The 25,024-nt window shown below is 68.8% G+C and carries 22 protein-coding genes and 3 pseudogenes; 13 read left to right on the top strand and 12 right to left on the bottom strand.

Going from position 1 to position 25,024, the window contains the following annotated elements:
- Positions 1-1,183, top strand: a 1,183-nt coding sequence (locus J7E86_RS19050) for an LCP family protein (protein ID WP_308312639.1), incomplete at its 5' end; no start/stop codon positions are given.
- A 12-nt stretch (positions 1,184-1,195) separates the two neighbouring features.
- Here J7E86_RS19050 and J7E86_RS19045 read toward each other — a convergent pair.
- From J7E86_RS19045 to J7E86_RS19035, 3 genes are read right to left on the bottom strand one after another with little or no spacing between them, the layout of a single operon-like run.
- On the bottom strand, positions 1,196-3,283 hold the full coding sequence (locus J7E86_RS19045; protein ID WP_215082903.1) for a xanthine dehydrogenase family protein molybdopterin-binding subunit: 2,088 nt from the start codon (positions 3,281-3,283) through the stop codon (positions 1,196-1,198).
- Positions 3,280-4,281 (bottom strand): xanthine dehydrogenase family protein subunit M, encoded by a 1,002-nt coding sequence (locus tag J7E86_RS19040; protein WP_215082902.1) that lies wholly within the window; start codon positions 4,279-4,281, stop codon positions 3,280-3,282. Before J7E86_RS19040 ends, J7E86_RS19045 begins: the two co-directional genes overlap by 4 nt.
- Positions 4,278-4,778: a 2Fe-2S iron-sulfur cluster-binding protein gene (locus tag J7E86_RS19035; protein ID WP_215082906.1), complete on the bottom strand. Its 501-nt coding sequence runs from the start codon at positions 4,776-4,778 to the stop codon at positions 4,278-4,280. The genes J7E86_RS19040 and J7E86_RS19035 overlap by 4 nt, the downstream gene beginning before the upstream one ends.
- 671 nt (positions 4,779-5,449) lie before the next feature.
- On the opposite strand from J7E86_RS19035, the gene J7E86_RS19030 reads away from it, so the two are divergent.
- The 4 genes and pseudogenes from J7E86_RS19030 to J7E86_RS32080 all read left to right on the top strand — a co-directional run bounded on the left by J7E86_RS19030 (position 5,450) and on the right by J7E86_RS32080 (position 8,017).
- On the top strand, positions 5,450-6,439 hold the full coding sequence (locus tag J7E86_RS19030; protein WP_215082901.1) for an ornithine cyclodeaminase family protein: 990 nt from the start codon (positions 5,450-5,452) through the stop codon (positions 6,437-6,439).
- A 373-nt stretch (positions 6,440-6,812) separates the two neighbouring features.
- Positions 6,813-7,049: pseudogene (locus J7E86_RS31905) on the top strand (transposase); the annotation flags it as partial.
- 190 nt (positions 7,050-7,239) lie between these two features.
- A complete protein-coding gene (locus J7E86_RS31165) occupies positions 7,240-7,704 on the top strand; it encodes a transposase (protein ID WP_308312638.1) in 465 nt (154 codons plus the stop codon).
- On the top strand, positions 7,604-8,017 hold the full coding sequence (locus J7E86_RS32080; protein WP_374223826.1) for a GNAT family N-acetyltransferase: 414 nt from the start codon (positions 7,604-7,606) through the stop codon (positions 8,015-8,017). The genes J7E86_RS31165 and J7E86_RS32080 overlap by 101 nt, the downstream gene beginning before the upstream one ends.
- Positions 8,018-8,099: 82 nt before the next feature.
- On the opposite strand, the gene J7E86_RS19020 is transcribed toward J7E86_RS32080, so the two are convergent.
- Positions 8,100-8,318 (bottom strand): hypothetical protein, encoded by a 219-nt coding sequence (locus tag J7E86_RS19020; protein WP_215082900.1) that lies wholly within the window; start codon positions 8,316-8,318, stop codon positions 8,100-8,102.
- Positions 8,319-8,462: 144 nt separating this feature from the next.
- On the opposite strand from J7E86_RS19020, the gene J7E86_RS19015 reads away from it, so the two are divergent.
- Positions 8,463-8,930, top strand: a complete 468-nt coding sequence (locus J7E86_RS19015; RefSeq protein WP_215082899.1) for a GNAT family N-acetyltransferase — start codon at positions 8,463-8,465, stop codon at positions 8,928-8,930.
- Positions 8,931-8,970: 40 nt separating this feature from the next.
- On the opposite strand, the gene J7E86_RS19010 is transcribed toward J7E86_RS19015, so the two are convergent.
- The 3 genes from J7E86_RS19010 to J7E86_RS19000 form a co-directional block, all read right to left on the bottom strand.
- Complete coding sequence (locus J7E86_RS19010; RefSeq protein WP_215082898.1) at positions 8,971-9,579, bottom strand: dihydrofolate reductase family protein; 609 nt, start codon at positions 9,577-9,579, stop codon at positions 8,971-8,973.
- Positions 9,580-9,687: 108 nt separating this feature from the next.
- Positions 9,688-9,858 carry a hypothetical protein gene (locus tag J7E86_RS19005; protein ID WP_215082897.1) on the bottom strand — a complete coding sequence of 57 codons (171 nt, stop codon included), beginning with the start codon at positions 9,856-9,858 and terminating at the stop codon, positions 9,688-9,690.
- Positions 9,855-10,079, bottom strand: coding sequence for a hypothetical protein (locus J7E86_RS19000; protein ID WP_215082896.1), 225 nt, complete (start codon positions 10,077-10,079; stop codon positions 9,855-9,857). Before J7E86_RS19000 ends, J7E86_RS19005 begins: the two co-directional genes overlap by 4 nt.
- Positions 10,080-10,162: 83 nt before the next feature.
- On the opposite strand from J7E86_RS19000, the gene J7E86_RS18995 reads away from it, so the two are divergent.
- On the top strand, positions 10,163-10,807 hold the full coding sequence (locus J7E86_RS18995) for a TetR/AcrR family transcriptional regulator (protein ID WP_215082895.1): 645 nt from the start codon (positions 10,163-10,165) through the stop codon (positions 10,805-10,807).
- A 19-nt stretch (positions 10,808-10,826) separates the two neighbouring features.
- Here the strand turns inward: J7E86_RS18995 and J7E86_RS18990 are convergent, their stop codons facing one another.
- Positions 10,827-12,299, bottom strand: a complete 1,473-nt coding sequence (locus J7E86_RS18990) for a tetratricopeptide repeat protein (protein ID WP_308312637.1) — start codon at positions 12,297-12,299, stop codon at positions 10,827-10,829.
- A 233-nt stretch (positions 12,300-12,532) separates the two neighbouring features.
- On the opposite strand from J7E86_RS18990, the gene J7E86_RS18985 reads away from it, so the two are divergent.
- Positions 12,533-13,615 carry a DUF5937 family protein gene (locus J7E86_RS18985; protein WP_215082894.1) on the top strand — a complete coding sequence of 361 codons (1,083 nt, stop codon included), beginning with the start codon at positions 12,533-12,535 and terminating at the stop codon, positions 13,613-13,615.
- 356 nt (positions 13,616-13,971) lie between these two features.
- Here the strand turns inward: J7E86_RS18985 and J7E86_RS18980 are convergent, their stop codons facing one another.
- The 3 genes from J7E86_RS18980 to J7E86_RS18970 all read right to left on the bottom strand — a co-directional run bounded on the left by J7E86_RS18980 (position 13,972) and on the right by J7E86_RS18970 (position 19,040).
- Positions 13,972-14,346: a hypothetical protein gene (locus J7E86_RS18980; RefSeq protein ID WP_215082893.1), complete on the bottom strand. Its 375-nt coding sequence runs from the start codon at positions 14,344-14,346 to the stop codon at positions 13,972-13,974.
- Positions 14,343-17,900, bottom strand: coding sequence for a hypothetical protein (locus J7E86_RS18975; RefSeq protein WP_215082892.1), 3,558 nt, complete (start codon positions 17,898-17,900; stop codon positions 14,343-14,345). Before J7E86_RS18975 ends, J7E86_RS18980 begins: the two co-directional genes overlap by 4 nt.
- Before the next feature lie 489 nt (positions 17,901-18,389).
- Positions 18,390-19,040: a lipoprotein gene (locus J7E86_RS18970; protein ID WP_215082891.1), complete on the bottom strand. Its 651-nt coding sequence runs from the start codon at positions 19,038-19,040 to the stop codon at positions 18,390-18,392.
- Positions 19,041-19,463: 423 nt separating this feature from the next.
- Between J7E86_RS18970 and J7E86_RS18965 the strand changes: the two are divergent.
- Positions 19,464-19,844, top strand: a pseudogene (locus J7E86_RS18965) (Tn3 family transposase); the annotation flags it as partial.
- Positions 19,845-19,921: 77 nt separating this feature from the next.
- On the opposite strand, the pseudogene J7E86_RS18960 reads toward J7E86_RS18965, so the two are convergent.
- Positions 19,922-20,739: pseudogene (locus J7E86_RS18960) on the bottom strand (MFS transporter); the annotation flags it as partial.
- A gap of 379 nt (positions 20,740-21,118) precedes the next feature.
- On the opposite strand from J7E86_RS18960, the gene J7E86_RS18955 reads away from it, so the two are divergent.
- The 4 genes from J7E86_RS18955 (at position 21,119) to J7E86_RS18940 (ending at position 24,211) form a co-directional block, all read left to right on the top strand.
- Positions 21,119-21,541, top strand: coding sequence for a DUF6221 family protein (locus J7E86_RS18955; RefSeq protein WP_215082890.1), 423 nt, complete (start codon positions 21,119-21,121; stop codon positions 21,539-21,541).
- A 292-nt stretch (positions 21,542-21,833) separates the two neighbouring features.
- Positions 21,834-23,459, top strand: coding sequence for a restriction endonuclease fold toxin-2 domain-containing protein (locus J7E86_RS18950; RefSeq protein ID WP_308312636.1), 1,626 nt, complete (start codon positions 21,834-21,836; stop codon positions 23,457-23,459).
- Between the two features lie 10 nt (positions 23,460-23,469).
- The gene (locus J7E86_RS18945) at positions 23,470-23,928 is read left to right on the top strand and encodes a hypothetical protein (RefSeq protein WP_215082889.1); all 459 of its coding nucleotides are present in this window, start codon (positions 23,470-23,472) and stop codon (positions 23,926-23,928) included.
- Positions 23,906-24,211, top strand: coding sequence for a hypothetical protein (locus J7E86_RS18940; RefSeq protein WP_215082888.1), 306 nt, complete (start codon positions 23,906-23,908; stop codon positions 24,209-24,211). The genes J7E86_RS18945 and J7E86_RS18940 overlap by 23 nt, the downstream gene beginning before the upstream one ends.
- The last annotated feature ends 813 nt before the right edge of the window (positions 24,212-25,024 follow it).

Genomic DNA, 25,024 nt, shown 5'->3' with positions numbered 1-25,024 from the left:
GCCCCCGCGCGGCCGGCGCGGCGCCCGGCCGGCACCGGCCGCGGCCCACGCCCGGATCGCGGTCTGGATCGCCTCCGCGACCGTCCTGCTCACCAGCGGCGTCGGCTGGCTCACCGGCCAGTGGCTGAACCACGCAGTGATCACCTCCCACGCACTCGACGCGCTGCGCGCGGGCGCGCCCCCGCACCGCGACGGCGCCGTCAACATCCTGCTGATCGGCCTCGACAGCCGCAAGGACATGAACGGCGACGATCTGCCCAAGGAGTTCGTCCAGCGGGAACTGCACGCCGGCTCCAGCCGCATCGGCGGCTACAACACCAACACCCTCATCCTCGCCCACATCCCGCCGGGCGGCGGAAAGGCCACCGCCTTCTCCATCCCGCGCGACGACTACGTCCAGATCGCGGGCGGCCGCGGCAAGCACAAGATCAAAGAGGCGTACGGGCTCGCCAAGGCGGCGGCCGAGGGCAGGCTGACGGCCGAGGGGATCCGGGGCGCGGAACGCGAACACCGGGGGCGCGAGGCCGGCCGCGAGGCCACCCTGGCCACGGTCCAGCGCTTCCTCGGCGTCCCCATCGACCATTTCGCGGAGGTCAACCTCCTGGGCTTCTACGACATCGCCGAGGTCCTCCAGCCGGTCCCGGTGTGCCTGCGCAGGCCCGCGCGCGACCGGTACTCCGGCGCCGACTTCCCCGCCGGACCGCAGGAGCTCGACGCCCGGCAGGCCCTCGCCTTCGTCCGCCAGCGCCACGGCCTGACCGGCGGCGACCTCGACCGCACCCACCGCCAGCAGGCGTTCCTGTCCTCGGTCGCGCACAAGCTCACGGCCCAGGGCGTGTGGAGCGACGTGGGCAAGCTGCGAGGGCTCTTCGACGTCGTCAAGAAGGACGTCGTCATCGACGACAGCTGGGACATCGTGGACTTCGCCCGCCGGGCACCCGATCTCACCGGCGGCGACGCCGCGTTCCGCACCCTCCCGATCGAGGGCTTCGCCGTCCGCAACGGCGAGGCCGTCAACCTCGTCGACCCGGCGAAGGTCCGCTCCCTGGTCCGCGGGACGACCGGCGACGGCCCGCCACGGCCCGCCGCGCCGAAGCGGGCCGGCCGGCACCGCGCCCCCGCGCCCTCGGGCGCCTTCCATGGGCCGGCGGTCACGATGGGCGGAGTGCCCTGCGTCGACTGACCGGCGGCCGGCTCAGCCCAGTAGTTTCTCCGGGTGGAGCGGCAGGTCCCGAACCCGCACGCCCGTCGCGTGGTGGACCGCGTTGGCGACGGCCGCGGCCGTGCCGACGATGCCGATCTCCCCGATGCCCTTGCTGCCCATGGGGTTCAGGTGGGGATCCTCCTCGTCGATCCAGTGCGCCTCGATGCCGTGGACGTCCGCGCAGGACGGCACGTGGTACGACGCCAGGTCGCGCTCGGCGAAGTCGCCGAACCGGGCGTCCATGGTGCTGTTCTCCGTCAGCGCCATGCCCACGCCCATCACCATCCCGCCGATGAACTGACTCCGGCCGGTGCGGGCGTTCAGGACGCGCCCGGTGGCGAAGACGCCCAGGAGACGGCGGACACGCGCCTCGCCGGTGTCGGCGTCCACCGCCACCTCCGCGAACTGCGCGCCGAAGGACGCCTGCACGTGCGGCGGATCGGAGGGAATGTCGTCCGCGGTGTCGGCGCGGGCGGTCAGACCACCGGCCGGGACCGTACCCCCATGGTCCTCGAGCAGCCCGGTCAGGGCGCGGCACGCCTTGTGCACGGCCCACCCCCACGACCCCGTCCCCGAGGACCCGCCGGCCAGCGGGGCGGCCGGCAGGGCGGTGCTGCCGATCTCGATCGCGACCCTCTCCAGCGGCACGGCGAGCGCCTCGGCGGCGATCTGCGCCAGGACCGTACGGGCGCCCGTACCGATGTCCGTCGCGTTGATCCGGACCCGGCAGCGGCCGTCGCCGGTGAGGTGCGCCTCCGCCGTCGAGGGCGAGAGGTACACGGGGTAGAAGGAGGAGGCCACGCCCGTACCGATGAGGAGGCGGCCCTCGGCGCGGGAGCGGGGCCGCGGGTCGCGTCCGGACCAGCCGAAGCGCCATGCCCCCTCGCGCAGGCACTCCACCAGGTGCCGGCTGCTGAACGGCTTCCCGCTGTCCGGCTCGGTCGCCGTGTCGTTCCGTACGCGCAGCTCGACGGGGTCCACCCCACTGGCGCAGGCCAGTTCGTCCATCGCGCACTCCAGCGCGTACATCCCCGACGCCTCGCCCGGCGCCCGCATCCAGGACGGGCTGGGCACGTCGAGCTCGACGACCTTGTGGGTGGTGCGGCTGTTGGGGGAGACGTACATGGTGCGCGAGGGGCCGGCGGCCTGCTCCACGAAGGAGCGGACGGTGGAGGTCTGGGCGGTGACCTCGTGCGCCAGGGCGGTCAGGACCCCGTCCTCGCCGGCGCCGAGCCGCAGCCGCTGGATCAGCGGCGGCCGGTGGCCGACGACCGCCGGGAGCTGCGCGCGCGGCAGCACGACCTTGACGGGCCGTCCGGTGACCCGGGCGGCCATCGCGGCCAGGACCACCTGCGGGCGCGGTGTGCCCTTGGAGCCGAAGCCGCCGCCCACGTGCTCGGAGACGACCGTGATCCGCTCCTTGTCCATGCCGAACAGCCCGGCCAGCGTCTCCCGCACGGCGGTGGCGCCCTGGCTGGAGTCGTGCGCGACCAGGCCGCCGTCGTCCCACCGGGCGGTCGCCGCGTGCGGCTCCATGGGGTGGTTGTGCAGGCCCGCCATCGTGTACGTGGCGTCCACGCGCACCGCGGCACGCGCGTACGCCCCGTCGAAGTCCCCGCGCTCGCGGCTGCCGGGGACACCGGCGTTGGCCTCCTTGGGGACGTACAGCCCCGGGTGGTCCGGGGTCAGCGCGGCGTCGTGGTCCTCGGTCGCGTACGTGACGTCGAGCGCGGCGGCCATGGCGCGCGCAGCCTCCAGGGTGCGGGCGACCGTCAGCGCGACGTACCAGCCGCGGTGCGGCACGCGGTCGTTCTGGAGGATCAGCAGCGTGCCGTCGTCGGCTTCCTTCAGGCGCGGGGCGTTCTCGTGCGTCAGGACGGCGAGGGCGCCGGGCTCGCCGAGGGCGGCGGCCGTGTCGACGGCGACGACCCGGCCGCGGGCGACCGTGGCGGGGACGGGCCAGGCGTACGCGGTGCCGGCCGGGGTGTGCTCGGCGGCGTAGCGGGCGGCTCCGGTGACCTTCGCCCGCCCTTCGAGGCGGGCGGGGCCGGTGTCGTTCGTGGTGCTCGCGGTGTTCATCGGGCGGTCTCCTCGGCTGCCGGGGCGGTCAGGCCGGAGAGGACCCGTACGGCCAGATTCCGCGCGAGCCGCACCTTGAAGGCGTTGTCGCGCAGCGGCTCGGCGGCGGTCAGCTCGGCCTCGGCGGCCTGCCCGAAGGACTCCTCGCCGGCCGGGGCGCCGCGCAGCGCCTCCTCGGCCGCGTGCGCCCGCCACGGCTTGTGCGCGAGCCCGCCGAACGCCAGGCGTACGTCCCGCACGACGCCGTCGCGCACGTCGAGCGCGGCCGCGACGGAGGCCAGCGCGAAGGCGTACGACGCGCGGTCGCGCGCCTTGCGGTAGGCGGACCGGCCCGCCGGCGCGGGCGGCAGCTCGACCGCGAGGATCAGTTCGGCGGGGCGGATGACGGTGTCGCGGTGGGGCTCCTCACCGGGCAGCCGGTGGAATCCGGTCAGCGGAACCGCCCGTTCGCCCTCGGGTCCGCGCAGATGGACGACCGCGTCGAGCGCCGCCAGGGCCACGGCCATGTCGGAGGGGTTCGTGGCGACGCAGTGCGGCGAGTGGCCCAGGACGGCCAGATCGCGGTGGACGCCCTCACGGGCCGGGCACCCGCTCCCCGGCACCCGCTTGTTGCACGGTTTGCCCACGTCCTGGAAGTACAGGCAGCGGGTGCGCTGGAGGAGATTGCCGCCCGTGGTCGCGGCGTTGCGGAGCTGGCCGGAGGCGCCCGCCAGCAGCGCCTGGGACAGCACGGGATAGCGGGCGCGGACGGCCGGGTGGGCGGCGAGGTCGCTGTTGCGCACGTTCGCGCCGATCCGCAGACCCCCGCCGGCGGTCTCCCGGACCTCCGTCAGGGGCAGCCGGCCGATGTCCACCAGCAGGCCGGGGGAGGTGACCCCCAGCTTCATCAGGTCGACGAGGTTCGTACCGCCGCCGAGCGCCATGGCGCCGGGGCTGCCGGCGAGCGCGTCGATCGCCGCGTCGACGTTCTCCGGGCGCGTGTACGCGAACGTCCTCATCGGGTCACGTCCTCGATCGCGGCGACGATGTTCTGGTACGCGCCGCACCGGCAGAGGTTGCCGCTCATCCGCTCGCGGATCTCGTCGGGGGAGAGGGGGACGGGTCGGCCCGCCGGCGTGTCCGGCGGGGACACGTGGGAGGGATGGCCCGCGGCCGCCTCGTCGATCGCGCCGACCGCCGAGCAGAGCTGGCCCGGGGTGCAGTAACCGCACTGGAAGGCGTCGCGGTCGAGGAACGCCTCCTGGAGCGGGTGCAGCGCGTCGTCCCCGGCCAGCCCCTCCACGGTGGTGATCTCCGCGCCGTCGTGGGAGACGGCCAGCATCAGACAGCTGTTCACCCGCCGCCCGTCGGCCAGCACGGTGCACGCGCCGCACTGCCCGTGGTCGCAGCCCTTCTTCGCGCCGATGAGGTCCAGGTGCTCGCGCAGGGCGTCGAGGACGGTCGTCCGGTGGTCGAGGGTCAGGCGGTGGGCGACACCGTTGACGTGGAGGGTCACCGGTGAGGTGTGCGGAGCGGTGTCCCCCGGAGCGGGGGGTCCCGTCGCGGCGGGCCGGTCGGTGGAGGGCTGGTCCGAGGTGGTGGACCGGCCCTGGGCGGGCTGCGCTGCCACGGTGCGCCACCTTTCACTGGTGTCCCGGGTATCCCGTATTCACTGGTGTCTCACCAGCACCGTGACGAGGTCCCCGGTTCGCCTCCGCGCAAACGCGCCCGCCGGGCACGGCACCCGTTCGGCCCCGACGCGGCCGGGGCGAAGGCGTCTGCCCGATGACTGGCTGTGCCCGATGCCGCTGTGCGTCCGGGAGTCGCTTCCCTCGCCCGGTGGGGCTCCGGGCGGGCGTGGTGCGGACCGACGGTGGGGCGCGGTGCGGGCTTTGGCATCATGCGCGTATGGACTTCGAGCCTGTGCCAACCGTAGGCCTCGGTCCGCTGCGGAGAGGAATGCCGCGCCGGGCCGCCGGAGCGCACTCGATGCATGGCTGAGGCCGCGGAACGGCCACGGGCGGGGCGGCGGTACGGGCCTCTGGCGTAACAGCCGGGGGCCCGGCGTGTACGGATGAACGTTGCGTGCCAGGGGCGGCGCGCCGCGGTCACGGACGCGAGGGCGCGGACAACGCTGGGCCGAGCGGTAGGCAGCCCGCGGCAACAGAGTCGAAGGAGTCGAGGAACGTGCTGATGATCGGGCCCTCCCAGGTGGAAGCACTGCTCGACAGGGACGCGTTGATCGAGGCCCTGGCATCGGCCATGGCCGACCTCAGTGCCGGCCACGCGTCGGTGCCCGCGCGGGTCGCCGCCGTGGTCCCCGAGCGTGAGGGTTTCCTGGCCGCCATGCCGGGCCACGTGCCGTCCGCCGGCGCGCTCATGACCAAGCTCGTGTCGCTCTTCCCCCGCAACGCCGGGACTCCGCTGCCCACCCATCAGGCGCTGATCGTCGTGTTCGATCCGGACACCGGCGCGCCGGTCGGAGTGCTGGACGGCACGGTCATCACCGCGGAGCGCACCGCCGCCTGCTCGGCGCTCTCCGCCCGGCTTCTGGCGCGCGAGGACGCGACAGTGCTGGCAGTGCTGGGCACCGGCGTACAGGCCCGCGCGCACGCCCTCGCCATGTGCCGGGTACGTCCGATCCGGAGGATCAAGGTGGCCGGCCGGGACCCGGCGAAGGCGGCAGCACTCGCCGACGAGCTGTCGTCCGTGCTCGACGCCGAGGTCCTGCCCGCCGCCGATTACGCCGAGGCGCTCGACGGTGCCGACATCGTCGCCGCTGCGACCCACTGCGTCGACCCCGTCGTCCGGCGCGACTGGCTGGCCCCGGGCACGCACGTCACCTCGGTCGGTTTCAACCCGGCAGGCCGTGAGGTCGACGACGCGACGGTCGCCGACGCACTGGTGTGCGTCGAATCGCGCGAAGCCGCACTGGCCCCGTTCCCCGCGGGCAGCAACGACCTCCTCCAACCGATCCGCGACGGCGTCATCACCGCCGAGCACATCTCCACCGAGCTCGGAGAACTCGTCACCGGCGACAAGCCGGGACGGGATTCACGGGACCGGATCACCCTCTACAAGTCGGTGGGCGTGGCGGCACAGGACGCCGCGGCCGCGGCTCTGGTCATCAGGGCGGCCCGGGAACGAGGAATGGGAGAGGAGGTCACGCTGCGCTGACGTAGCTGTGCCGCCGCCGGTGAGGGGCGCCGGACCGCTGGAATGATCGCCGAGGGGCCGTTCCGCCAGACTGGCTCTGTGGAACACAACGAAGAAGAGCCGTTGTCCGGTGGGAACGTCAGCGACGGCATCATCCGTGTCGGCGACACCGTGCGCCGACCCGTGGGACCGTGGACTCCTGCCGTGCACGCGTTGCTCACGCATCTGCACGAGGTGGGTTTCCGGGGCGCTCCCCGTCCTCTCGGCATTGACGACCAAGGCCGGGAAGTACTGACCTTCATGCCGGGCGACGTGGTCTGGCCCGACCGGTTCTCTCTGCTGGATCCCGTTCGGCGGCTGGCGCGGGTCGCCCATCTCATCAGGGACTTCCACAGTGCTGTGCAAGGCTTCCCACCGCCGCCCGACGCATGCTGGCGGGTGCTCGTCCCTGCCGAGGGAAGCGAGATCATCGCCCATCACGACCTGGCGCCGTGGAACCTCGTCGTCGGCGGCGAGAACGAATGGGCCTTCACCGCCGAGATGGACCCGGCGGCAGCTGATCGACGGCATACGGTTTCGGGTCCGCACCGGCATCCCCTGGCGAGACGTTCCCGCCGAGTACAGGCCGTGGGGCAGGGTGTACGACCTGTTCCGGCGTTGGCAACGGAACGGCACCTGGCAGCAGATCTTCGCCGCGCTCCTGGCCCGGGCGGACGCGAAGGACCTGATCAGCTGGGACATCAACGTCGACTCCACGGTGTGCCGGGCCCACTACGCCGCCGGGGCGCGACAAAGGGGGGACTTGCAGAAGGAGCCGCCCGGTGGTGGTCGCCAGCGAGCCGGCCGATCACGGGCTTGGACGCTCGCGCGGCGGCCTGACCACCAAGCTGCATCTGGCTGTCGAGCAGGGCCAGAAGCCCATACTGATCGTGATCACGGCCGGGCAGCGCGGCGACTCCCCGCAGTTCGAGGTCGTCCAGGGGCGCATCCGGGTCGCGCGGCTGCGGCCGGGCAGACCGCGCGTTCGTCCCCGGCGGGTACGGCCCGACAAGGCGTACGCCTCCCGCAAGAACCGCGCCTGTCTGCGTCGGCGTGGCATCCGGGGCACGGTCCCAGACAAGGTAGACCAGGCCCGCAACCGTAAGAAGCGCGGCTCACACGGTGGCCGACCGCCTGGTGGAGAGGATGCCGGAGCCCTACGGCGACAACAATCCGGTCGGCTACGTCACGAGCTTCTTCGTCATGCCGTCACAACGGAACAAAGGAGCTGGCTCGGGGCTCCTTGAGGCGCTGAAGCAGCATTCACGCAGCGCCGGCCTTGAGGGCTTGATCATCTGGCCGTCAGAGCGCAGCCCCACTTCTCTATCGGCGCTCCGGTTTCCAGCCTCCAGAGGAACTGGTGGAACTTCCGCTCGACACCTGATGAGATCCACTTCCGATATATCCAGGAGATTGAGCGCCTCGCCCACCGCGTCAGCGTGGAGCTGTCCAACGAGGGCCGGCTCGCGTTCCAGGGGGGATCTGGAAGGGGCGGCCCGTGCAGGAACCGCTGTGCAGGCTGCTGGCGGTCTGGGTCGTGGCAGGAACCGTCGAGCGTAAGGCCGTCCTCAGCCTCACCCTTCGACCCGGCCGACTGGCTGCCGGCTCGGGCGACGGACGGTGGGCAGTTGTGACGAGTGGCTTACTGGTGCTGGCCAGTGGCGTGGTTCAGGAGGCCGTCAGCACGGACGTTGGCGTTCGTGTTGACGGTGGACTGCGAGTCGCTGTCGATGGCCGCATTCAGCAGGTCGATGTCGGTCAGGATGCGGGTGCTGTTGAGCGTGCCGTCGGCGACTCCTGCTTGTGCTGGTGCAGTGGCGATGATGGCCGCGCCGATCGTGAGAACCGCGGTGGTGAGCATGCTTCGCTTCATCATGATCTGATCAACGGCCGTCGATATTGAAGGTCACCGATGACGACGAGCGATGCAGCATCGTGATCACGGCTGCCACTGTTCTCTCAGACTTCTAATTCCATACGGTTTGTCGAGTTGTCGAAGGCGGCCATGACCGCCTTGCTGGGCGATGACCTCGCTCAAGCCGGCGCCGAAGCCGGTGTCGCTCTCACGGAGTACTTCCTCACCGACAAGGCAAAGTGGGTGTGGCGGTATCGCGTCGGTCAGCTGACCTCGGATCCGGCCGGCGCGGGGTGGCTCACGAAGGCCGTGGTGGCCGATCCGGAAGGTGTCGTCGTGGGGTATGCCGGGTACCACGGGCCGCCGGACGAGGCGGGCATGGTGGAGATCGGTTACTCCGTGGCCCCCGGCTATCGTCGTCAGGGGTACGCCAGGCAGATGCTGACCGAGTTGGTGCGCCGGGCTGTTGCCGAAGTCCGGGTGAGCACCGTGCGGGTGACGATCAGTCCTGACAACACCGCGTCTCTGGCCACGATTTCCGGATTCGGTTTCACGGAGGTCGGAGAGCAAGGGGACGAGGAGGACGGCATGGAACTCATATTCGAAGTTCCCGCCTGAGCCCGACGATCGGCACGCCGCGGACCGGACAACAAGAGTCTCACCGCCGGGGCTCCCCTGAGGCGACCGGCCGGTAAGCGCACACCTGCACCCCGGCCTCGCTGGTGGCCGTGGAGACCAGTCGCAGCGTGCGCAGCGCACCGTCGTCCGGGAAGATCGTCTTACCGCCCCCGAGAATCACCGGCATGATCATGAGCCGGAGCTCGTCGACCAGGCCCTCGCTCAGGAGGGTCCGTACGAGCGTGGGGCTCCCCATGACCAGCAGGTCGCCGCCGTCGGCCTCGCGCAGCTCCCGGATGCGCGAAACGGCTTCGCCGCCGGGAATGCGCCGGGTGTTGGCCCACGTGAGCTCGTCGTCGCCCAGTGTCGCGGACACGACGTGCTTCGGGATGGCGTTCATCCGGTCGGCGAACGGGTCACCGGCCCGCTCGGGCCACGCCGCGGCCATCGTCCGCCACGTACGGCGCCCGAACAGCAGTGCCTCCGCCGTGGACAGCGCGTCGTCGAAAGCGCCGCCCACCACCTCCGGGTCGAAGAACGGGTGGGGCCAGCCTCCGTGGGCGAAGCCGCCGTCGGTGTCCTCCTCGGGTCCGCCCGGTGCCTGTACGACGCCGTCCAAGCTCATGAACTCGCTGACCACGATGCGCATGGGACTCGCTCCTCTTCCTCGCTCCACAGGGCTACGGCCCGTACTCGCGCCGCATGGTCGATCATCACATCGACCACTGACAACGCCCCGGGTGACGGGGGACCGTTGTCAGTCGTCCGCCCCGCCGGACCGATCACCCCCGCGCCCCACCGTCCGCCACAGCGCGGTCATCCCCACCGCCAGGACGGCCAGCGCCACGACCACGATGACGACCTTGATGGCGGAGTCCACCAGCAGGTGGTGGACGACGTCGGACGACTCCGTCGCCGCGCCGGTCATCGCCGGCCGTCCCGGCGACGAGTCGTGGACCCGTTCTCCAGCCGCCGGGCCGCCGCGCGCAGCGCGGCCTTCACCGCCGGGTCCGCGTACCGACGGGCCTGGTCGAGCCTTCCCCTGCGCTTGAGGGTCAGGGCGACGGCGAAGGCGGCCAGCGCGAGCACCACGAGGCCGCCCGCTGCCACACCGAACCTGAGCAGCATGAAGTTGAGGTACGTCTCCATGAGGAACCCCTCCGGTCATTTTTCTATCACAGGCGTGATATATCGACGTCCCCTTTGTATCACATGCGTGATAGAAAGGGGTCATGCCGAAGTACGTGGATCCGGAGACCCGCCGCCGCGACGTCGTCGACGCCCTGTTCCGCGTAGCGGTCCGCGACGGTCTGCAGCGCGCCTCGCTGCGCGCCGTGGCGGACGAGGCGGGGCTCAACATCGGTTCCCTGCGCCATTACTTCGCCAGCCAGCAGGAGCTGATGAACTTCGCGATGCAGTCGATGCTCGACCGGCTCGGCAGCCGGCTGATCCAGCGCGTCGAGCAGATCGGAGAGCTGCGCCGCCACCCCCGCACCGAACAGCTCCGGCTCGCGGCCGACCTCCTGGCCGAGCTGCTGCCCCTCGACGAGCGCCGCCGCGCCGAGGTCACCGTCTTCCTCGACTTCAACGCCGCCGCGCGCACCAACCCGGACTTCGGCGACCTCTCCCGCCGGACCGCCGCCGGCGCGAGAGAGCTCGTACGCCGCGTCCTCGTCCGGCTCGCCGAGGCCGGAACCCTGCGCACCGGCCTCGACATCGACGTCGAAGTGGAGCGCCTCACCGCGCTCCTCGACGGGCTCGGCCTCAGCGCCGTACTGCACCCGGACATCGTGAGCGCCGGGACGTGCGTCACCGTGCTGCGCGCGCACCTGGACGACCTGTCGTCGCCCGTCGCGCCCCCGCGCTCGGCGCCCTGACCGGACGGCTCCCGCCGGGTCAGGTGGTCGCCGACGCCTGCTCCGCGGCCCGCTGCCTGGCCGCGGCGGCCCGGGCGGAGTCGCCGAGGTGTTCGGCGAGACGGGCCTGGGCGTTCCAGTTGTACGGGCACGTCGGCCGCAGGCTGATCCGCTCGCTCAGCAGCGTACGGGCGAGATCCTCGCGCCCGGCCCGCAGCGCCGCCTCCACCAGCGTCTTCTGCACCGCGTCCCGCTGGGCATGACTGCCACCGAAGATGTGCAGGCGGTAGCGGAGGGGGAAGAGCAGGTCGACGGTCTCGTCGTACCGCCGCTGCCCGTACGCGACGAGCGCCCGGCACACCGGCAGTCCCGCCTCGGCGGTCATCGCCGCGTTGGAGACCCCGGAGAGCCTCGGCCCGGTGGAGCGGAGCCAGGTCTCCCGGTCGCGGACGAGTTCCTCGGCTTCTCGGATCCGGTCCGCGCCGACGTACGCCATGACGGCGTGGAGGTCGTTGAAGACGTAGTACGCGCTGTCGTGCCGGCCCGCCCACGCGTCGGCGAGCGCCGCCCAGCGGCCGCCCGTGTCGGCGCCCGCCAGATACAGCCGCCAGAGCAACGAGGCGGCGTCCAGCAGTTCCATCGCGACGTCGGCCGATCCCTCGTGGCGCACGGCGGAGTCGTACACCTCCAGGACCCGGTCGGTCCGGCCCGTCTCCAGTACGTAGAGGGCGTAGTGCCACCAGTTGTGGACGTTCAGGTAGTTGCCGTCCGCCCAGTGATCCGCGCGGTCGTCGAGGTAGCGGATCCCCTGCGCGAACCGGCCCTGCATCTCGTAGGCGTGGACGACCGCGTGAATGCCCCACACGTCGCGCGCGTCGCGTTCGACCGCTTCGAGCCCCGTCTGCTCGGCCCAGCCGTAGTGGCCGCACTCCTCCAAGCCGAAGGCGTACATGCCCAGCAGGAACCCGTAGCGCGGGTCGTCCCTGTCCCACGCGGAGAGCACGCCACCGATACGGTCGCGCAGCAGCGTGGCGTTTCCCGTGAAGAAGTCGACCTGATGGCCGACCGCCAGGGCGAGGACGTCCCGCGGATCCGTCACGCTGATCTCACCGAGGATGCGGCCGGCCCGGTGCAGATCGCCGTCCAGCCAGGAGGCGGCGGCCGCGAGGTGCATGCGCTCCTGAGGTGTCACATCGGCGAGGCGCATCCTCTTCCGGTACGCGTCGAAGGACCCGCGGACCCCGGCCGCGCCCGTCTCCTCCGTCCCGAGCAGGCCGAGGTACGTGGTGAGGACGTTCCCCATGACCGAGTCCGGTGAGTCGCGTACCGCGGCCTCGGCCTCCGGCACGACCTCTTCGCGGAAGTGGAGCAGGTGGTCCAGGGCCTGCTCGTAGTGGCGCATGGCGTCGGCGCTGGTGTTGGTGTACGTCACCGGGGTCGTCCGGAGCTTGGTCTTGGGGTTGGTCTTGGGGTTGGTCTTCGCCATCGCCTGGGCGTGCCGGTTCGTTCCCACTCGGTTCCTCCCGCGCGGCCGCCGCGGCGGCTCTTGAGGCCAGTGCTCCGCCGCCCCCTGCACGTGCGGGCGGCGGCCCTCCATGCCTGCCCTCTCGCGCGGGTCCGAATGCGGCCGGGGGCTTGCCGGCTACGGGCTCGAACGAGCCGGGAGCGTCAGCCGGCAGCCCGCCTACGCCCCCATGAGTGGTGGGCCAGGTCCGATCTCCTACGCGCAGACGTCAGACTGGCGGGATGAGTGTGGTGATCGACATCTCGGATCTGCCGCTGGAACGCGTCTCCTTCGCCGTTTCCCCGCTGGCGGAGCTGGGCGCCCTTTTGCATGTCCTGGCCGAGCCCTCGCACCATCCCGGCCTGCGGGAATGGGCTGCCGAGACCACGGGCGCACTCTCGCCGGATCTGGCCGACCGGCTGCACGAGGCGGACATCCTGTGGCGTTCCACCCGCTCGGACCTCTTCCTGCCCAGCGGCGGCGTCGGCGATCTGAGCGGGGAGCTCGACGCGCTGGACCGGTTGGACGACGATTCCTTCGTGGTCGCCGCAGTGGAGATCTCCTGCTCCACATCCTTCGGCCACCCCAGACCGTCGCCCCTGCGCGATACGCGCGACCGGCGGCGGGCCCGGGAACTCGCGGCGGCTCGCGGACTGCGGCAGGCGGCATTCGCCGACCGGTTGCTCGATGACCCACCGGCGGTGCGGGCCTGGCTCAGGAACCTGCTGGAGGACTGCGAACAGGCTTTCTTCGGCGAGGTCTGGCAGCGTGTCCGGGCGCAATTGAGCGCCGACGCCCGGGACAAGACGCAGGTTCTCGGACGCCAGGGGCTGGCGCAGGCCCTCGCCGCGGTGTCACCCGCCATCTCCCTCGACAGCGCTCACGCCCGTATCGTGATCGACAAGCTGCAGGACGGGCGGGTGACAGGCACCGAAGCCGGGCTCGTCTTCCTGCCGACGGCCTTCGGGTGGCCGCACTTGGTCGTCCGGGACGCCCACGGCGACCGACCGGTCGTCCAGTACCCGGCCGCACTCCCGAACGAATCGCCGTCCCTGCCGCTGGAGACGGTCCAGCAGCGGCTGGAGGCGGTCGCCCACCCTGTCCGGCTCCGTCTGTGCAGGACGCTCGCCCGGGGAGCGCACTCGACCACGGAGCTGGCCGACGCCTACGGTCTGACACCCCCGGAGGTGTCCCGGCACGTGGCCGTCCTGAAGAAGGCCGGCCTCATCAAGACCCGGCGGGAAGGCCGGTACGTGCTCCATGAGCTGGACCTCCAGCTTGTCAGCCGACTCGGCCCCGACCTGCTGGGGAATGCGCTGCGCTAGCTCTGTCTCTCAGAGCTCGTCACCGTGATCACGGTCGGGCTCCGTCCCGTGCGGTCCCTTCCGGGCGTGCGGTCAATGCGGCGCGGGCGTGCTGTCCCGATATGGGTCTGAGATGCCGCGTCAGGTCTACCCCCATTTCGATCTCGCCCGCCACGACGTCACCCTTGCCAGCGCTGGGCACTCGCCGCCGCTCCTGCGGCACTTGGACCACCGGGCCACGCCGTCGACATCACCCAGCGCCCTGGATGTGAGGAGGGGATGCCGCCAGATGAAATGACCGAGTGGCACCTCACGCAAAGGGACGCCCTCACGCGAATGAAGGCGCCCCCAATCGGTTATGGCGTCAGCGTGTCATGTCAACTCTCCGCTTCGGCGATCGCTGTCACCAAGCCCTGGGCCAGAGCGATGACGTTTTCTCGGAACACCCCGATCCGCCGGTAGAAAGCTTCCTCCGATAGGACCTGATTCCATGACACCACAAGCGCAGCATGGAGGGTGTGGAGATCGTCCATGCCGCATCGGAGGGGTGCCCCCGCCTCTGCCGCCGTTAGCTTTGCGGACAGCTCGGCGAGCCCTTCCCGAGTTTGTCCGACTTGCAGTCGCAAGCAGATGTCGGGTGCTTGCACATGCTGCATGAACGCAACTACCCAGCGGAACGTATCAAGCTGGGCGGGCGTCAGCGTCAGTGCATACCCGCCTTCGGCTACTTTGAGTTTGATTCGTGTTTTCACGGCAGCGGAATATACCTGCCGCTGTGATAGAAGTCATTGGCGCTATATTTGTAGGCGTGAGTCATTCTTTCCTGAATGATGATGATGACTCCTTTTTCGTCGTCATAGGCGACCTTTGTGTCAGGCTTACCTTTTTCGTAACGCGCGGCCTTACCCTTCCAATGGCTCAGGTATTCAGCCAGAGCCTGTGCGTTGTGTCCAATGCCAGGAAGGGAATGATCCGCAGCACTTCGGGACCCATCGTGCATGCGCTGGAAATTGTAGTCAACTCCATCAGCAATGTCAGGGCCGAACTTCTCGTCGATGAGGTCGAAAACCTCATCGTTGAGGCCGCCGGTTCCTGGATCCATGCCCGGACATTCGTGCGCAGGATCTGTGCCCAGAACAGTAGCTGATGCGTTTCGTTGTACATTCCCCACTCCGCTTTGCCGCGCGGCAAGTGCACGCTTCGGGACGCAGGGCGGATCGTTTTTAGGCTTGTTCTTCGCGTCCTTGATGGTCGTGCGGAGGCGCTCAAGTGTGCGTTTTGCCCAAGCGCTTTCCTCGAAGAACTTGCCGATCCCTGAGCCGATGGCCACGAGGGCCTTACTGACAGCTGGCAGCTTGCCGACTACGGCGAGAAGGCTTGCCACATTGACCAATGACCACAAGCAGCCTTCAACATCACCGCGCGCAAAGCACTTACGCGCATCGTTGACGCCGACTACCTCAAGGAGAATCTCGCCGCCATTCTCCTTGACCCAGTCAATGACATCTTTGGCAGCTAGTGCGCGCGCCTTGCGAAACTGATCAACGCAGGTTTGCCCGCAGACATCGCGCAGGATCTTCTCCTCATCAGAGGTCAGATCTGATCCTGCATCAGGATGGCTATTGTTAGCCCGCGCTACACGGGCAGCCTCCAGGTCCCTGCGCTGCTGCTCTTCGGCCCGAGTGGCTGCTTGGTCAGCTTGCTTGGCATGGTCGCGGGCATTCTCTGCGTATTTTTCAGCGGCCGTGGCGTCCTTGTCCGCCATCGTCGCCACCTCACGGGCGCTCCCGGCATCCTTCTCTGCGCTATCAGCCGCCTTCCGGGCGCTGTCGGCATCCTTCTCGGCGTCGGTGGCGCTCCGGCGGGCGGCAGTTGCGTCAGCCTCTGCTTCGCTGGCAGCAGCATCGGCTATGAGAGCGTCGGCCTTGGCCTGCGCGTCATACGTATCGGTGTTGGTTGCGGCTTTCTGTGCTGCTGCCGCGGCGTCGGCGGCCTGGCCGGCGTAGGTTCGGGCGTCTGTCAGGGACTGGGCCGCCTTTGCGGCGTCCTCGGCCGCACTTGCCATCGCCTCGGCTGCGATCTTGGCGTCTTTGTCGGCCTTGGCGGCAAGTTCCCGAGCTTCCTTGGCGGCTCGTGTTGCTTCAGCCGCTTTGGCTTTGGCTGCTGCGGCCTGTTGCTGCGAGAGCGTTTTGGCTGTTTGCCCCACCAGGACCGCAAGGCCTGCCGAGCTGTCGATCTCTCGATACGGGGTGCCCAGGCCGATGGCGATGTTCGCGGGTTTGATTGTTTCGGCGGCGGAGTCGCGAGCGGCGGCGGCTGCCGCCACCGTGCCGTAGGCGCGGCCCGTCGCTGCAGCGCTGGATACTTGCGCCTTGTCCGCCTCGGTCCGTGAAGCAGTTGCTTCCTTCCGCGCGGTAGCGGCGGCTTCTGCCGCTTGTTTAGCCAGTTTCTCAGCCTCTCGGACGTTGCCAGCAGCATGCTGGGAGGCTTCGATGGCTTCAGCGGCTGCGGCGTGCGCTGTCAGCACTGCTGCACCGGTCACAGCAGCGTCGGCCGCGGCTCCGTCCGCTGCGGCGCGGGCTCGCTTCGCGGAGCCCTCGGCCTTCGTCGCGGCTTCGCGGGCACCGATCGCGGCCTCGGTTGCCTCGTTTGCGGCAGATCGCGCCTTCGTGGCTGCGTCAGCGGCGTCGGTGGCCTCGGCTTTGGCGGAGTTCGCCGCGCTTCTGGCTTCCTTCGCGTCCGCTGTTCCCTCAGCTGCCGCGGCAGCCGCCTCCAGAGCCTTCGCACGTGAGGCTGTGCTGTTCTTCTTCCGCTCTGCTGATTCCGCTGCCTCTCGCGCCAACCATGCTTTGTTTTCCGCCTCTTCAGCGGCCTTAGCCTTGTCGGCCGCTGTTTTCCCCGCTGCTTCTGCCCCTGTCAGTGCGGAGGCTGCACGCTCTTTCTGCTCCTGGGCTGTCTTGTCGGCCGCTGCTGCCTTCGCTCGTTGCTCGTCGGCTTCCGACCGGAACTTGGCTGCGTTTCGTCGTTCCTGCTCGGCGATGGCTCGCTTGTCGTGCGCGTCACCAGCAGCCTTCTTAGCGGTCTTCTCCGCCCCCTCCGCCTTTGCCTGGGCTGCGGTGGCTTTGCCTGCTTGGTTTCGGGCATCAGTTGCCTGCTTTGCCGCACCCGTGGCTGCGGCTTTTGCCTGAGCGGCTGCTTCGACGGCGGCAGCACGGTGGTATTCCGCCTGTACCGCGTGGGCCTGCGTCTCAGCCAGGGCGGCGAGGGTCTTGACATCGCCACCCGTTGCACTCATGGCACTTGCTGCTGTCTTGGCCGCCTTGGCTGCCGCTTCCGCCGCGGCGGCAGTTGCCTTGGTTACTTGCGCTGACTGCTGGGCATAGGCCAGCCCACGTCCCTGTGGGGCGCCTGCGGCGTCCGCGACCTTGCCCGCCTCGGCCTGCGCTTTGTCTACTCTCGCAGCTGCCGCCTTCGCCGCGCCGGCTGCCTTTTCTGCGTTTTCCACGCGCATGTGGTTTCCGACCTGCATGCCGGACATGCGGGCATCAACCTGCATCCAGAGGTTTTTGTCTTTGGGTCCGCGGCTGGGGTCTCGTTTCTTTTCTTCCAGCCAGTACTTCTTCCACGTGAGCAGCGCGTCCATCATCCATGCGTCGCCAACGAGGGTCACCATCTCGTCTGTTGCCGTCTGAAGATTTTTGGCAGCCTCTGATTCCGCTGCTACGATTTCAGACCTTTGCTCCGCCTGGCCCGCCAGCTCCGCTTTCCACTCCTCATAGGCTCTGCTGACCACAGAGTCGAAGGTGGACTTAAACGGATCCAACGGATTCTTGCTGTCGCACTGAGCCCAGCGGGCCTTGAGGGATTCAACCTCAGTGCGGAATTCCACCGAACCTTCGGTGGGGGCCGCCTTCAAGTACCCCCCGTACTCAATGAACCGACGGTAGTCGTCGGCCGACTCCGGGGGGAACCATTGAATCAGTGTCTGATCGTCACTGCTGAGCGACTTCTCGACAGTGGCTAACAGCTGCTTCGCTTCCTTGGTCGGCTGGGGCGTCGGCTTGTACTCATGCAGGTTGACACCATTGCCGTTGAAATACTGGGTGATCGCATCACCGAAGGCGGGCGGATGGTAGAACTTCTCCTCGCCCCAGTAGTCCAGCGCGAAGGGATGGATCACCTTTTCCCATGTGTCGCGACGTTCGGACCACTTGCGCTTCAGCGCGTCTGTCGCGTCCCCATCGCGGTGAGCAGCATCTCCCAGGGGGCCGGCGCCGAACCAACTCTTGTCCACCGCATCGCGCATTGCGTCATCGGGACCGTCCCACACTTTCTGGGCCGCTAGTTTGGCCTCCGGGCCCCTGGCGTTCAGGAACGCACCCAGGAGGCACCGGTCGGTTCGGGCCTGTGTGCCCAGATCGGACCGTTGCCGGCCCCACTCGTCCGTGGGGCCGGCGCCACGCTTGGGGGTCGGAGCGCTGAGTAAGCCAGGTGGGGCTGCTTGGGCAGTTACTGCAAGCGTCAGCGTTGCGACCGTCGCGAGCGTCAGACCTCGCCCGCAGGAAGATAAGACGTGTCTTTTCCTGCCCTCCCTGGATAATCTTCGTTTCAGTGCCGACTTTATTTTGCGCGTCATTGCCCCTCCTGGGCATGTGATGGAACGCTTCAAGGCAGCTGCGCGAATCCGCTCGAAAGAAGGCCGCTTTCCGGCATCTGTAAACTTCAGTGGGCGCCAGAGACATGGGCGTGTTGAGCGGAGTGCCCGATTTCAGATTCGGGTCACGTCGTGTAATGCTCAGCCCGTCAGGCTCATGGAAATCTTGGCCAGTTGGTACGCAGGGAGCATCCGTTCGTGCTCACTGCTGTCGAGTCCACCAAGCTGCAAGATGATCGCTCCCTGCGGTGCCTCGACGGCGAGGGCGCGTTCTTGCTTGGCCTCTGTGAGGCCTGGTGCCGTGTTGAGATAGGTCACCTCAGCCGCGGCCAAGGAGCTCGCCTTGGTGTCTCTGTATTTAGCTTTGCTCGCTTGTGAATCCTTAGCCATGAACGCCTGCAAGGTCTGCCTTGCGCTCATTCCGGCAGGTGCATGAGTCCAAACACGCAGAAATCCCACGTAACCAGCCGGCTTTGCGTCGATTTCACATGCGAGCTGGACGGGTCCTTGCCGCACTGGCCCGCCCGAAGCCGGGTCCGAATCCACCAACTTCGGCTTCCAGGACTGGGCAAGTCGAAACGTCACCGGCAGCACACACGGGCTGCCTTTCCCGCCAACGGCCTCTTGGCCAGCAGGCGCCACCGTCTTGTCACCCCACGCGTCATCCGCACGGCCGGCCCTCGATGGCGAAGACGGTTCCTCGTCATCACCTGACGGGGAGCCACATCCACTCAGCGCCCCTAGAAAGAGAGCAGCACACGTTGCTGCCCTTGCAAAACCCCGAGCCCCCACATCAAACCCCTAGAGCTAGTGATCCCCCCGATCACGCTGCGCCAAATTAGCTCTCGGGCTTAGCGAGGTCAAGCATTTACCGCGAGTAATGGATCAAGGAATGGGCTGGATAGTAGGTTGCCGATTGATGCCTCACCAGCTCATCGGTTCGCCATTTGGACGCAGTTCTAGGGCCCTTGCGCACAAAGGCATCCGACTGGCATAGATTTCTTTCAGTCCTTGAGGCGCGACTTAAAGCCAATAAGATGCGCCCCAGGGTGCGGCAACCCGTTCCCCCGCCAGCGCGCTGATTCCACACCCTCCGGCCGTCGATGGCTGTCCAGAGCGTGCTTGGTGGCGAAAAACAGCAGTGGCCAAGCCGGTCAGAGATGAAGCCGTTCGCCCCAACAGCGCGCACATAGGCCATATCACCCTCGCACACTCCAACCCCTCGACCTGCCCGACCAGAAGATGTGGCGCATCGACCGCACGGCCGACTACGGCGCCTTCCAGGACGCGGCCCGCGGCCGGGTCCTCGACCTCGCCCGCATCGAGCGGCACTGGGAGGACGCCCTGCGGATCATCGGCTCTATCCACACCGGCGCGCTGCGCGCGTACGACGTGATCCGGATGCTGTCGCGGGACGGGCGGCCGACCCCGCTCTGCGACGCGATCGCGCACTACGGGCGGATCGTCAAGTCCCTGCACATCCTGCGCCTGGCCGATGAGCCAGGCTGTCGCAGGCAGATCAAGATGCAGGCCAACCTCCAGGAGAGCCGCCACTCCCTCGCCCGGAAGATCTTCCACGGCCGCTCGGGGCAGCTCGGCGAGTGATCGCCGCTCATGGGAGACGCCGACCAGCCCCTGCTGCGGGCTGGTCCCCGGGGCCGCGGTTGGGTTGCTTAGAAGGTCACGTGTGGCTGCTGCCGGGGCAGTTCGGCCTGCCGCACCGCGTCGGAGGCCAGGGCGATGGCCACGCCCAGGCTGGCGACGAACACCGGGGCGGCGCCCCAGGCTCCGATGGCAGCGCCGACCAGCGGGTAGCTGGGGGGCGAGACCGACCATGGTGAGCATGAGGCGGAGGTGACCCGGCCGAGATAGGCCGGGTCTGCCGCGGTCTGTATGAGGGCGTTGTCCAGACTGCCGAAGACACCCGCGTTCAGCCCGATGACCGCGGCCAGCATCACGGCGAGCCAAAGGGTAGGCACCAGCGCGATGGCGGCCGCGCCCGCACAGCCCACGAGCAGCGTCCCGGCCATCAGCAGGCCGGCACGGGGCAGCCAACCGGCGATGGCAAGCAGCGCGGCGCTGGCCGCGGCTCCTGCGCTGAAGCTGCTGAGGATCCAGCCGTAACCGGAAGGGCCCCAGCCGCGTTCGGCGTTCAGGAGCACCATGCCGACGTTGAGTGGGCCGGTGAGGCCGCGTTCCCAGATGGCGCCGGCGACAACGAGCGGGCCGATGAGGCGGTGGCGGCGGATGCAGCGCAGGCCGTCGAGCAGTTCCTGCCGCGCGGTGCCGGGCTCCGTCCGCTCGGCGTCGCTCGCCACGACGGGTCGTATCCATATCGTCAGCAGGAGTGGCAGAGACAGTGCGATGAGCAGGCCGGCGACGATGAAGGCGGCAGCAGGTCCGCCGAGTCCCATGGCCAGGCCGCCGATCGGGGGCCCGCGATCTGGCTGAGGCGCGTCGACAACGTGCGCATGCCGGTGACCCGGGCCAGCACGAAGTCCTCGCGCGGGGCGCCACGGCGCCGGGTGCGAAGGCCGGGTGCCCTTCGCCTTCATATGGCGGTGAGCTTCAGGGTTCCCCCTGACGATTGGTGTACGTACACTGTGGCACCCGGTGTACGTACACCGTAAGCGTTTCGCCTAGATTCCCGTACGTACACCGGGTTACCGTTCCCCCATGCCAAACGCCCCTCGCACACCACATCGATCAATCCGCATCTCGGACGAGGACTGGGCCGACCTCGCAGCACGAGCCCCGGGCGGCGACCGCGCCGCGGTCATCAAGGACCTCGTTGGCTGGTACCTGCGCCGACCAGGGGCGAAGCTACCGGCCCGCCCTGACATTCCCATGAAGCCCGCAGCGGAGGAGTGGTGACCGTGCATCTCGTGGCGTTCCTCCGCGCCCGCCTCGACGAGGACGAGCAGACCGCGCGAGCGGCGCAGCCCGCCCCGTGGGTCCGCCACGACCATGTGGCCGGCGTGCACGCCAACGACGCCACCGACGAGCGGCCGTACGGCTCGGCGGTGGCTGACTGCCGCCGGGTACCGGGCGGGTATGGCGTGACGAACGCCGAGCACATCGTCCGCCATCAGCCGGCGCGAGTCCTCGCCGACGTTGCGGCGCGTCGGGCCGTCCTTGACCTGTACGAGGAACCGGAGGCAAGCGACGCGCTCCCCGACTCCGTGAACCGCTTTACGAGTTCCATCCAGCGGCACGTGATCGGAGAGGTGCTGCCCCACCTTGCTCTGCCGTACGCCGATCACCCGGACTACCGCGAGGAATGGCGGCCGTGACCTGGTTTCCATGGCGCCGAACCTCCCGCGATCCGAAGCGTCGGCCGGGCCGCCTCAGAATCGCGGTGCTGGAGCACGAGCTCCTCGACGTGGAGCCGGAGTCCGGGACCGCCGCCGACCTTGCGGTCTGCCTCCGCAGGCTGGCTGTTGCCGGCGAGCCCGCATTGCCCGGCTGACGGTAGGCCAGGGGTGCCGTGGACAGGGCGTGCGGAGAGGATCACCCCCTCGTGGGTCAGGGTCCGACCCTGTGGGATAGAACGGTGGCGCAGCGTCGTGGAGAGGGAGGGGTGGCGTGAGCGACACGATGCGGTTGACCGCTTCAGGGATGATCAAGGCGTCCATGGGGATGGTCGACGTTGTGATGAAGGGTGCGCGCGACACCGCGGTTGCCCTTGGCAGCGAACTCACGAAGCAGAAGGGGATGGCTGGCGACGATGACGCCGGCCGGGCCTTCGCCAAGGTGTACAAACCCGCGGCGTCGACCACCCTGGACCAGATCGGCTTCAGCGCTTACATATTTGGAGCCACGGGTCAGGCGCTGATGCGGACCGCTCGGGAGTTCATGATCACCGAGGCGCGCATCTTCACGGGTTTCAGCGGTCAGGAGGCCGACTTCACCGAGGGGATGGGAGATCCAGGGAAGGATTGCACGCGGTCGTTCCTGGGTCTCGGTAAAGAACTGCCTGACGTCGTGGGCGACACGGCGTGGTACGAGCAGTATAAACCGGGCGGTGGCAGCCGATACCGGGGAGACCCTGAGAAAGCTCGTGCCGTCGCGGGCAGCTGGCGCCACGCGGGCAAACTGATGGAACGATTCTTCGGCGACGCCCAAGTGTATGCCGCGACAGCCAAAAAGGCCCACGCCGGCGAGGCCGCCAGAGCCTTCGACACCTACTTCAAGCACACGGTCGGATTCGACGAGCCACCGAGCCAGGCACAACAGGACGAGCCGCTCGTCGGGAATCTCGTAGCGGCCTGCCATCAGCTGGCCAAGGCATGCGACAAGTACGCGGACCACATCGAGGCTGCACTGGTCCAGATCCTGACGAACAAAGCCGAGCCCTTTCGTATCGACCCTCCGTGGAAGTCACCGATTTTCGGTGGCAACGGCGACGACGGCGGCCTGCATCTCGCGGTGTCTCAAGACCCGTACATCCACAGACTCGGCGATGTGGCTCACGCGCTCGACTCTGCTCAGGCGCGCGTCCGGCTTCCCGGCCCTTCGGGCGGCCCCGGGTGGCACCCGCCCCTCCTGCCCGGCGTACCGTCAGTCACGCCGCTCCCTCTCACCCTCGCCTCGTACACGACCAGCTTCCCCACGGGTAGCGGGTACAACACGGGCGTCCCATCCCGGGATCCGTTGCCGCCGGACCCGACGCTGAGCGCTCTGCTGAGTCCGGCGGAGCAGACGCGGTTCCGCACATGGATGAATACGCTTCCTGCTGGCGGGTTCGCCGGTGGGGGCGACCAGACCCGTCCCGAGAACGCGTATCAGCTGCGCACCGCCGGCTACCCGGAGCGTGAGCTTCCCCTGCCGGCTGAGGCCATGGGCAGAAGCGGCAAGGGCCTCATGGCTGATGGGCTCCGGCCGGCTGATGGTTACGCGGTCGAAGCGAAGTACGTTCGTAAGCCGAATTGCGAGAACCCCACGACGTTCCGGCACCTGGACGCGGTTGACAAAACGCTCGGCACGGCGCCGAAAGTGGACGCGAACGGCAAGGTGAAGTTCGACCCGCGCCGCGACGGCATGTACGTCAGCGACGAGAGAGAGCTTTCCCGTTACAAAGCCGCCATCACGCATTCGCCCAAGGAGCTCAAAGGGCTGGAGATCGTCACGAATGACAAGGACTCCACCGCCTACTGGCGCAGCATGATGCTCATGACCGGAGTCAGCGGCCATACCCGATACGTACCGTGAGGTGATAGACGTGAATGAACAGAGCGTGATCAGGACGACCTTCGTCTTCCACCCTCCCCTGGATGACGCGCTGGCGTGGAACCTCAACCTGGAGGACCTCGCGCAACGCATTGAGCAGTCGTTCCCGGAAGCTTCCACGAAGAACGAGGGCGAGCTCGGCCCGCGCCCTTCCGCCACACTTTCCTTTGAAGTCCAGATCGCTGACGGCGTATGGCTGGAAGGTTTGGCCACGACCTCCTTCGAGGGGATGGGCTCCGTGATGATCCTGGGAGCATCCGCCGAAGAAGCAGCCGTGTTCGCGGCCTGGCTGCGCGACTCTGTTGCACCCTTCCCGGAGCTCGTCGAGTTTTCGAGCGAGTTGGCTATGAACAACGGTGATGAGTCGGTGTGGCGCTTGCCTGAGTCGGGATCGGTTGAAGAGATCGCTGAGGCGCTCCATCGGCACCTTGAAGCAGCAGACCAGCTTTGAGAAGCTTGAAGAGCCGCCTTCGGCTGGTCAGCGGCTGACGCTCGTCTCGCAGCGCTCGCGCAGCGGGTGCCCCGGCCGCGCCCCGTTGGTGCCGCACATGGTCCTGGCGGGTGCTGGCGTTGGTGCCGGGGCCGGCGCGGTGGACGTAGCGGGCGAACACCCGCTCGGCGACAGCCGGGCCGAGGATTGCGGATCGGATGCGTGCGTACTTCTCGTCGGTGGTGTGGGCATCCCAGTGAGCCCGCGGGTCGTCGACCTCAACGGGCTCGACGTAGGCGAATAGCTCATGGTCGCGGGGTGTATGTGCCAGGACAAGCGGGCGCCGGCGGCCTGGACGTACAGCAGTTGCCAGCCGGGTTCGTCGGTGTCGGTGGCGGGGGTGATGACGGCGGGATGCAGGGGTGCGAGCCAGGCGGTGAGGCGCGCGCTCGCGGTAGGCGCCGTCGCGTTCGGTCTCGGCGGTGGCAAGTTGCTCGCGGAGCTGCTCCTCGTACCGGTCGGCGTCGTTTTTGTGGAGCTGGCGGGTGCGTTCGACGCCGGCGGCCAGGTTGGCCCACTTCTGGCAGTCGGTACAGCCTGTCCGGACAGTGTCCGGATCGGTGGGCTCGGGTGTGTCCGGGCTGAGGTCGAGGGCGCAGTGCCGATCTGGGCGTTGGTGCGTCCCCGGGCGAGGCCGACGGCGATCTGAATGCGGCGGGCAGTGAGCATCAGCGGCCGTCCTCGGAGGGGTGTCCGGGCAGTGTCCGGATCCGTGTCCGGGCGGCTGCTGGGGTGTCGTCGGCCCAGATGAGGTGGGTTGCTCCGCCGTGGCCGTGGCTGTTGACAGCGATGGCGTCGTCGAACCGGCCCCAGTGGACGGTCGAGGGTCGGGGGTATCGGCATCGGATGGAGGCGGTGCTGTCGGGCCAGAGGCATCCGGCGACGACGGTGCCGGAGACGCCGGAGTGGTCGTGCGACTGAGCGCTTCAGCTAAACGATGTCCCGTAAGGGGCTGTTTGAGCAGGCTGAGGTGCTTCGCGTGCTCTCGCGGGCTATCCCGCGAGGGCGAGGTTGTGGAGTCGGGCGATGCCGAGCATGGCCTGATGGACACCGTCGC

It is taken from the genome of Streptomyces sp. ISL-11 (assembly GCF_018614525.1).
Classification (GTDB): Bacteria; Actinomycetota; Actinomycetes; order Streptomycetales; family Streptomycetaceae; genus Streptomyces.
Note: the sequence above shows the minus strand (reverse complement) of the source record. Positions and strands in the feature narration are given on the sequence as shown.

Coding starts and splice junctions, on each gene's coding strand:
- J7E86_RS19045 (WP_215082903.1), bottom strand. CDS start 3,283: ATGAACACCGCGAGCACCACGAACGACACCGGCCCCGCCCGCCTCGAA.
- J7E86_RS19040 (WP_215082902.1), bottom strand. CDS start 4,281: ATGAGGACGTTCGCGTACACGCGCCCGGAGAACGTCGACGCGGCGATC.
- J7E86_RS32080 (WP_374223826.1), top strand. CDS start 7,604: ATGCCGGAGCCCTACGGCGACAACAATCCGGTCGGCTACGTCACGAGC.
- J7E86_RS19020 (WP_215082900.1), bottom strand. CDS start 8,318: ATGCTCACCACCGCGGTTCTCACGATCGGCGCGGCCATCATCGCCACT.
- J7E86_RS19015 (WP_215082899.1), top strand. CDS start 8,463: ATGACCGCCTTGCTGGGCGATGACCTCGCTCAAGCCGGCGCCGAAGCC.
- J7E86_RS19010 (WP_215082898.1), bottom strand. CDS start 9,579: ATGCGCATCGTGGTCAGCGAGTTCATGAGCTTGGACGGCGTCGTACAG.
- J7E86_RS19005 (WP_215082897.1), bottom strand. CDS start 9,858: ATGACCGGCGCGGCGACGGAGTCGTCCGACGTCGTCCACCACCTGCTG.
- J7E86_RS19000 (WP_215082896.1), bottom strand. CDS start 10,079: ATGGAGACGTACCTCAACTTCATGCTGCTCAGGTTCGGTGTGGCAGCG.
- J7E86_RS18995 (WP_215082895.1), top strand. CDS start 10,163: ATGCCGAAGTACGTGGATCCGGAGACCCGCCGCCGCGACGTCGTCGAC.
- J7E86_RS18985 (WP_215082894.1), top strand. CDS start 12,533: ATGAGTGTGGTGATCGACATCTCGGATCTGCCGCTGGAACGCGTCTCC.
- J7E86_RS18975 (WP_215082892.1), bottom strand. CDS start 17,900: ATGCGCGATGCGGTGGACAAGAGTTGGTTCGGCGCCGGCCCCCTGGGA.